Annotated in this window: 7 protein-coding genes and 1 riboswitch; of the genes, 2 read left to right on the forward strand and 5 right to left on the reverse strand. The window is 33.1% G+C overall.

The window, feature by feature from the left end:
• Positions 1 to 9: 9 nt before the first annotated feature.
• On the reverse strand, positions 10 to 558 hold the full coding sequence (locus tag KPL44_RS20955) for a TetR/AcrR family transcriptional regulator (protein ID WP_216254320.1): 549 nt from the start codon (positions 556 to 558) through the stop codon (positions 10 to 12).
• Between the two features lie 151 nt (positions 559 to 709).
• On the reverse strand, positions 710 to 1876 hold the full coding sequence (locus KPL44_RS20960) for an MFS transporter (RefSeq protein ID WP_216254322.1): 1167 nt from the start codon (positions 1874 to 1876) through the stop codon (positions 710 to 712).
• A 271-nt stretch (positions 1877 to 2147) separates the two neighbouring features.
• Between KPL44_RS20960 and KPL44_RS20965 the strand changes: the two genes are divergently transcribed.
• Both KPL44_RS20965 and KPL44_RS20970 read left to right on the forward strand, forming a co-directional pair.
• Positions 2148 to 2438 (forward strand): putative quinol monooxygenase, encoded by a 291-nt coding sequence (locus KPL44_RS20965; protein ID WP_216254325.1) that lies wholly within the window; start codon positions 2148 to 2150, stop codon positions 2436 to 2438.
• Positions 2439 to 2614: 176 nt separating this feature from the next.
• On the forward strand, positions 2615 to 3652 hold the full coding sequence (locus KPL44_RS20970; protein WP_216254328.1) for an oxidoreductase: 1038 nt from the start codon (positions 2615 to 2617) through the stop codon (positions 3650 to 3652).
• Positions 3653 to 3687: 35 nt separating this feature from the next.
• Positions 3688 to 3777: riboswitch (cyclic di-GMP riboswitch) on the forward strand.
• A gap of 769 nt (positions 3778 to 4546) precedes the next feature.
• Here KPL44_RS20970 and KPL44_RS20975 read toward each other — a convergent pair.
• From KPL44_RS20975 to KPL44_RS20985, 3 genes are all read right to left on the reverse strand, one after another.
• Positions 4547 to 5230: a hypothetical protein gene (locus KPL44_RS20975; RefSeq protein WP_216254331.1), complete on the reverse strand. Its 684-nt coding sequence runs from the start codon at positions 5228 to 5230 to the stop codon at positions 4547 to 4549.
• A gap of 4 nt (positions 5231 to 5234) precedes the next feature.
• Positions 5235 to 5558, reverse strand: coding sequence for a PadR family transcriptional regulator (locus tag KPL44_RS20980; RefSeq protein WP_216254333.1), 324 nt, complete (start codon positions 5556 to 5558; stop codon positions 5235 to 5237).
• Between the two features lie 578 nt (positions 5559 to 6136).
• On the reverse strand, positions 6137 to 6451 hold a 315-nt coding region (locus KPL44_RS20985; RefSeq protein ID WP_216254336.1), incomplete at its 5' end, for a hypothetical protein.

A 6451-nucleotide genomic window follows, 5' to 3' on the forward strand; every position in this document is an offset into this window, starting at 1 on the left:
ATGAAATTTTTAAAGAGCCAAAGAGTCCCACACTTTCATTATTTGAGTTACTGCATTATTGATTGTATCAAATTTTACCCCATCCCTTGCCTGAGTTGAAATACCAAATAAAAAAGACTGGAAAACAGTCGTTAACATAGCAACATCTGTTGTTTCTTTAAGCTGACCTTTTTCCACAGCATTTTGTATACACGCTGTTAACCAGTCTCTTGTGAGTTTGCGTTGTTTACTAAGCATATCACGAATATGTGCATTCTCCACAGAACAAGTAGTGGCAGACAGTACTAAAAAACATCCAAGGGGATGAGCGCCATCAGTTTGCATTTTAGCAGACTGTCTTAATGCTTGTTCTATAGCTTGCTTTGGTTCTAAAGAACTATCCTTCAAACAAAATGTCACCTGTCCAAACGTATCCATGTACATTTCAATTACTTCTTCAAATAAAGCTTCTTTTGATTTAAATGTAGAATAAAAACTACTTGCCGAAATATTCCCCATAGTCTCTCGTAATTGAGATAAGGAAGTTGACTCAAAACCTTGCTCCCAAAACAACAACATTGCATTAAAAATTGCTTCATCTCGATTAAACTTTCTTGGACGTCCTGTTTTAGGCATAATATCACTCCTCTAAATAAATTAATCCTATATAATAATAGTGATTATACACTTAAATTTGCAAATATTAAAGATACCTTAAATTCAAATTATCTCATTTCTGAACAAAACCATATTTTTTTGATTTCCATGATATTAACAATGCAATAATTAGTAAAACAAATATACTCCACGGAAATAAGGATGCATCAGCCTTTTTTAATATTATTCCTCCTACAACGCTTCCGCAAGCGATAGCCAAATTCCACACAGTTGTATTTATTGACATAACTACATCTACAGCTTCATCTTCTATCGATTCAGCAAGAGCAGTTTGTAGCAATGTAGCGGCTCCGCCAAATGTTAATCCCCATAAAGCTACCTCTAGATTTAACGCAATCGGATATCCTCCGCTTATACCGAACAAAATAGAATCTATCGCAAAAGCCAAGATACTAATTAATACCAAGACCCTCAAATGACTGTCAATTAATAATCCTATAATAACTATACTAATTAAAGCTAAGATACCAAAAATAAAAAGTGAAAAATCAACACGGCCTACACCTTTAGAAATTAAAAATGGATATATATACGTATAAAGTATGTTGTGAGCCGTCATCCAACATAATACAACCGCAAGTATTGGGCGTACTCCTGGAGTTATAAATACTTTTAAAATAGAAACCTGATTCTTGGAATCTTGACCGGGGAAATCTGGAACTTTTATTAAAATCCAGCCTATTAGAATAATAGCCAATATTGACATAATTACAAATACTAAACGCCACCCAATAATAGAACCTAGAAAGGTACCAATTGGAACACCAAATGCTAAAGCAATTGGTGTTCCAATCATAGCTATTGCCATACCACGTCCTTTAAATTCATCGGACACCATACGTCTTGCATAACCTGCAATCAATCCCCATGCCACTCCGGCAGATACTCCTGCAAAAAAGCGAGCCACTAATGTTAAAAAATAATACGGTGAAATTGCTGTTATAGAATTAAAAATTAAAAACCCAATGATGGCTGATAAAAGTAATGGTCTTCTTCGCCACTGTCTAGTCAATGCAATAACAGGAATTGCTGCTACTAATGAACCTATCGCATATAATGTTACCAGTTGACCCGCTAAGCTTTCTGAAACATTAAGCCCTTCACTGATATGTGGCAACAAACCGGCCGGAATAGTTTCAGTCATAATTGCTAGGAAACCAGCCATTGCTAAAGCTAATAATCCAGATAGCGGAAATTTATTTTTTGTATTGTCTTTCATTTTTATCTCCCTTTAAAATAGTTTTGTAACGATCGTTCCATAATTATCATAAGGGAGATTTTGAATTTTGTCAACAGCTTATGAAATGAAAAAGTAGAAAGTAATTGCAGAACTGTTTTTTCTCTCTATGACTTAATGAAGCGGAAATATGCATCAATTGTTCCATAAATCCTTGACAAAGACCGGATAAATAATTATAGTAATAATGGATCGATTGTTCCAATATTACTTACATGGTTTCAGCGACGAAATATGAGAAGGAGGAAAAGTAATGGCTTTTATAATTGTGGCACAGCACGAACTTAAAAATGATAAAATTAACGATTTTATTCATTCACTCAAACCACTTATTGATGAGACTAGGTGTTCTCATGCGGGGTGTGTAAATTACGAACTGTTTCAGGATTTGGACAATCCTGCTTTGATGACTATGATTGAGGAATGGAAAGACCAAGATGCTCTTGATAAACATATGCAATCTCCACTTTTCAAAAAAACCATAGCGGAGTTTGTAGAATACTTAAAAGCTCCAGTGAGAATCAATAGATATCAGAGGGTATGATAATTGTGCCTAAAAGATAATTCATTGGAGCCAAGAGAAGCTGTTGAACAGGCATTAAGGCAGACTGCTAAAATGCAGACGGACAGCAGATTTCATTTGACACCATTGATGCTGCGATTACTCAAATTATGAGTATATGGGATTGCATAGTGATTTTATAGATAGGAAGTGAGTGTATGTTGAAAGTATTTAATCCATTTCAAATAAATAATATCTTTTTTCGCAATAGAATTGTAATGGCACCAATGGTTCGCTTTGGATTTCCAAGCTATGATGGAATCATGGGAGAAGAACTTATGCAAGATTATTTAAGTAGAGCCGATAAAGGGATTGGGCTGATTGTGACACAAGCACTTTCTGTGTCAGCGGATAGCAGTAATATAAGTGGATCTGGAACATCAGGTGGTGCAGGTGCGTTCTCTGACAGGCATATTAATTACTTGAATAGAATAACGGAAGAGTATCATAAGAATGGAACAAGAATTTTTGCACAACTTTCTCTTCCAGGATACGGCTTTTATGATAGAAGCTCTATGAATATCAATATACTATCTAAAAAAGATTTGATTAAAATTAGGAATGAATTTGTAAGGAGTGCAGAAATCTGTAAAAAGGCGGGCATGGATGGAATTGAGCTGCATGGAGCGCACACCTTCTTTTTAAATATGATGGCATCATCCAACTCCAATTTGCGCCAGGATGATTATGGCGGAACTTTAGCCAAAAGACTGTCATTAGTAAAAGAAATTGTTGAAGGAATAAAAAGTTTAGCTGGATCTCCTTTTATAATTTCATATCGAATGGGCTGGGGAAGTACTTTAGATATGGATGTACAAACTGCCCTTGCTTTGGAGAATATGGGAATTGATATGCTGCATATTTCAACGGGAATACCACAAGATCGAAAATTGGTATTGCCAACCGATTTTACGTATAATGATACAGTCTACACGGGATATTTTGTAAAAAATCATGTAAATTTACCCATTATTTGTGTCAGCGATATAAAGACGCTGGAAAGGGGAAATACGCTGATAGAAAATAATGATTGCGATTTTATAGCGTATGGGAGGCCCTTTTTAGCTGATGCAAATTTTGTGGGAAACTCATTAGATAATATAAATTATAAGCCGTGTTTTGAGTGTCGAGTATGTAAATGGTTAACAAATAGTAAAAAATGCCCTGCACAGATAATTAGCAAAACGAATTCTTGATTGATGCAAACAGTGAAAACTAAAACGGATTTTAATTTAATAAAGGGCAAATCCATTGAAAAATGCTGGTGCAAAGCCACAGTGTCTAAGGTGCTTTCGAGTGTTATGATAGCCTGGTTGCCAAAATAACTTGTGTGTCTAAAAACTGCCCGTTTATTCGTGGCAGTTTTTTTTGTGAGAGAGGACTTATATTTTGTGTTTTTTGACGTGATATAAATAAAATCCCCATTAGTCTTTAAGGATGTATTTAATAAAACGACATGATGTCTCAATTGAATAGGGAGAAATTTGTATGAAACGACAATTCCAGCGATGTCAAATAATACAAACTCAAAACATAATATTGTTGAAATTATTAGGGGCCTTAGCCCTTTAGAATTTAGGGCGTTAGCCGTCTGAGTAATTTTTATTATTTCGACTGTCTACTTGACAGGGAGCAGTTCAGTGTAATCACCTCTTTATACTTATTATATTAAATCGTTCGTTTAAAGTCCATATATTATATGAACGATTTGTATTCATATTCACCACCATATAATGCCACTTTCGAGCCTGTTAGTTCACGTTCGTCTGCGGTATACTCCAAATGAACACTTTATTCATTTCATTAAGCATTAAAACTCGAAAATTATAAAAATAAGCTGCTCTACAATTTCATTGTCCAAGTATATGGCTCACCTTTCATCACTCTACTCTTATTAAATTAAAGCATAAGAAAATCACAACTAATTAATAATTAATTGTGATTTCCACTGTCTAATCACTCTAATTTTGATACAATTTAGCAACTTTTTTATTAAGGCTATTGATTTTAATATCGCTAAATTATATAGGATTTCTGTTGAAAAGTGCACATCCTTATTTCTTGTTTTTTTAGGTATAGTGAGTATTGATCTATTTTAAATCATCAATATAATTTTTTTTGCCTTTGGCTAATCTATTAATATTTATTACATTCAAATATTTTACAATTAAATACACTATTGCGGATATCAAAATTATGTATCCGGCATTGATTTCTATAGTGTACTGATTATCATTTAGAAAATATATAATAGTCGAAAAAACTAAAAATAGCACTATTGAAAAGACTGAGGATAATTTCTTCTTAAGCCCTTTTTCAGTAATAAATAATGGAGTTATCATACCTTCTGTTACAAATATAATTAATACCGCCCCAATATAATAAAAATATATAATCGGATTTGCTTCCCATGATAATCCTCCATAGGCTACAAATGACAATCCAGTAAACCAAGCAAAGAAATATCCAGATAGTTTAAGCAAAAGATTTAGTAAAATTTCTCTTTTACATGGTCCACTACTGTTATTGATAATCTCATTAGTAAACCCTTTAACATCATCCCCTATAGCCTCTTGTAAGCTGGAATTTCTTAATTTCAATTCTTGTGCCATTCCTATCAAGTCCCTTTGAATTACTTGTGCATCATATGAATTAACCTTAAACATACTCATACTTTTCATAATATTTTTAATGTTCCGCTCATCATCTTCCCTTAGTTGTATTGACTGTTTTTTATTTTCTTCTTTTAACAAGATTACTTCATTTTGAGTCATATTCTCATTCTCCCTTCATTATTTGATCCACAGACCTCTTTACATCATTCCATACAATTTCAAATTCTTTTAAAAACTCTTTTCCAATATCAGTTAAAAAATAATATTTTCTCTTTGGTCCTAGGGGGGACTCCTTATAAATAGATGAAATTATTTTCTTTTTTTCAAGTCGTAATAGAATAGGGTAAGTTGACCCTTCTCTTACATCCTCAAATCCATAATCTTGTAATCGTGATACTATTTCATATCCATATGTTTCTTCCCCACTTATTATCTTAACTATACAACCCTCTAATGTTCCACGCATTAATTGTGAACGATCTACCACATTATTTACCTACCTTTCACCACATAGTAGTTTACCTATATTGTACCGCCTAGTAGTTTATCTGTCAATAAAATTTGTCAATAAAATAAAATATTTACACTAAATATAAATTCCCCCAAACTATAAGTCTGAGGGAATTTATAAAATACTCTAAATCTGCTCTGTCAACACAAGACTAATATTCCTTGTCTGAGAAAACTTATCAAGGGTCATATATATAATTCCGCTAAAAAGTGCACACCTCTAAAATCAAAATCCATAGACACGTCCAACATAAAATTCTATTCTCATTTCAACACAAAAACACCTTTTCCCTACAACATTTGTAAATTCAGACAAAAAAACAAAGTATAGTGCTAGATTTATCTACCCTCACACTTAAATTATTTACTTGTAAGTCCTCTTTATAACATGAACTATCTGTCTTCATATTAAAGTAATTGCAAGGCAATGTATCCTTTGTAATTCCGCCTTGACCACAGATTTTATTAATATCAATTCTGCCTCTAGGTGATGATAAGTTATCTCCACAACCACTCTCATTGACCTTTTCAATTTCAGTTTCTTCCTCTATTTCATCATCCTCTGCTACTAATAGGTTTCTCTTTTTCTAAAAAATACGAATGGCCAATTTGTAAGTTTCGAGCATCCGTGCCTATGCACTCGCATATTCTAGCATTTAATTCTTTAAGCCATTTATTTAGTAGCAATCTCTCAAATACAGCCTTATCAAACAAAACATAATTCATCATTAATTCAATGAACCCAAAATGTCTTCTAAGTGATATGCTCCCCTTATGGTAGACAGTTAAATAATAAAACTGTTTACTATAAGGAGAGCTATTTTTTATGGGAAGAAAATCAATTATCTCAGACCAACAAAAAATCAAGGC

It is taken from the genome of Clostridium sp. DSM 17811, from assembly GCF_018861905.1.
Lineage (GTDB): Bacteria > Bacillota > Clostridia > Clostridiales > Clostridiaceae > Clostridium_AD > Clostridium_AD frigoriphilum.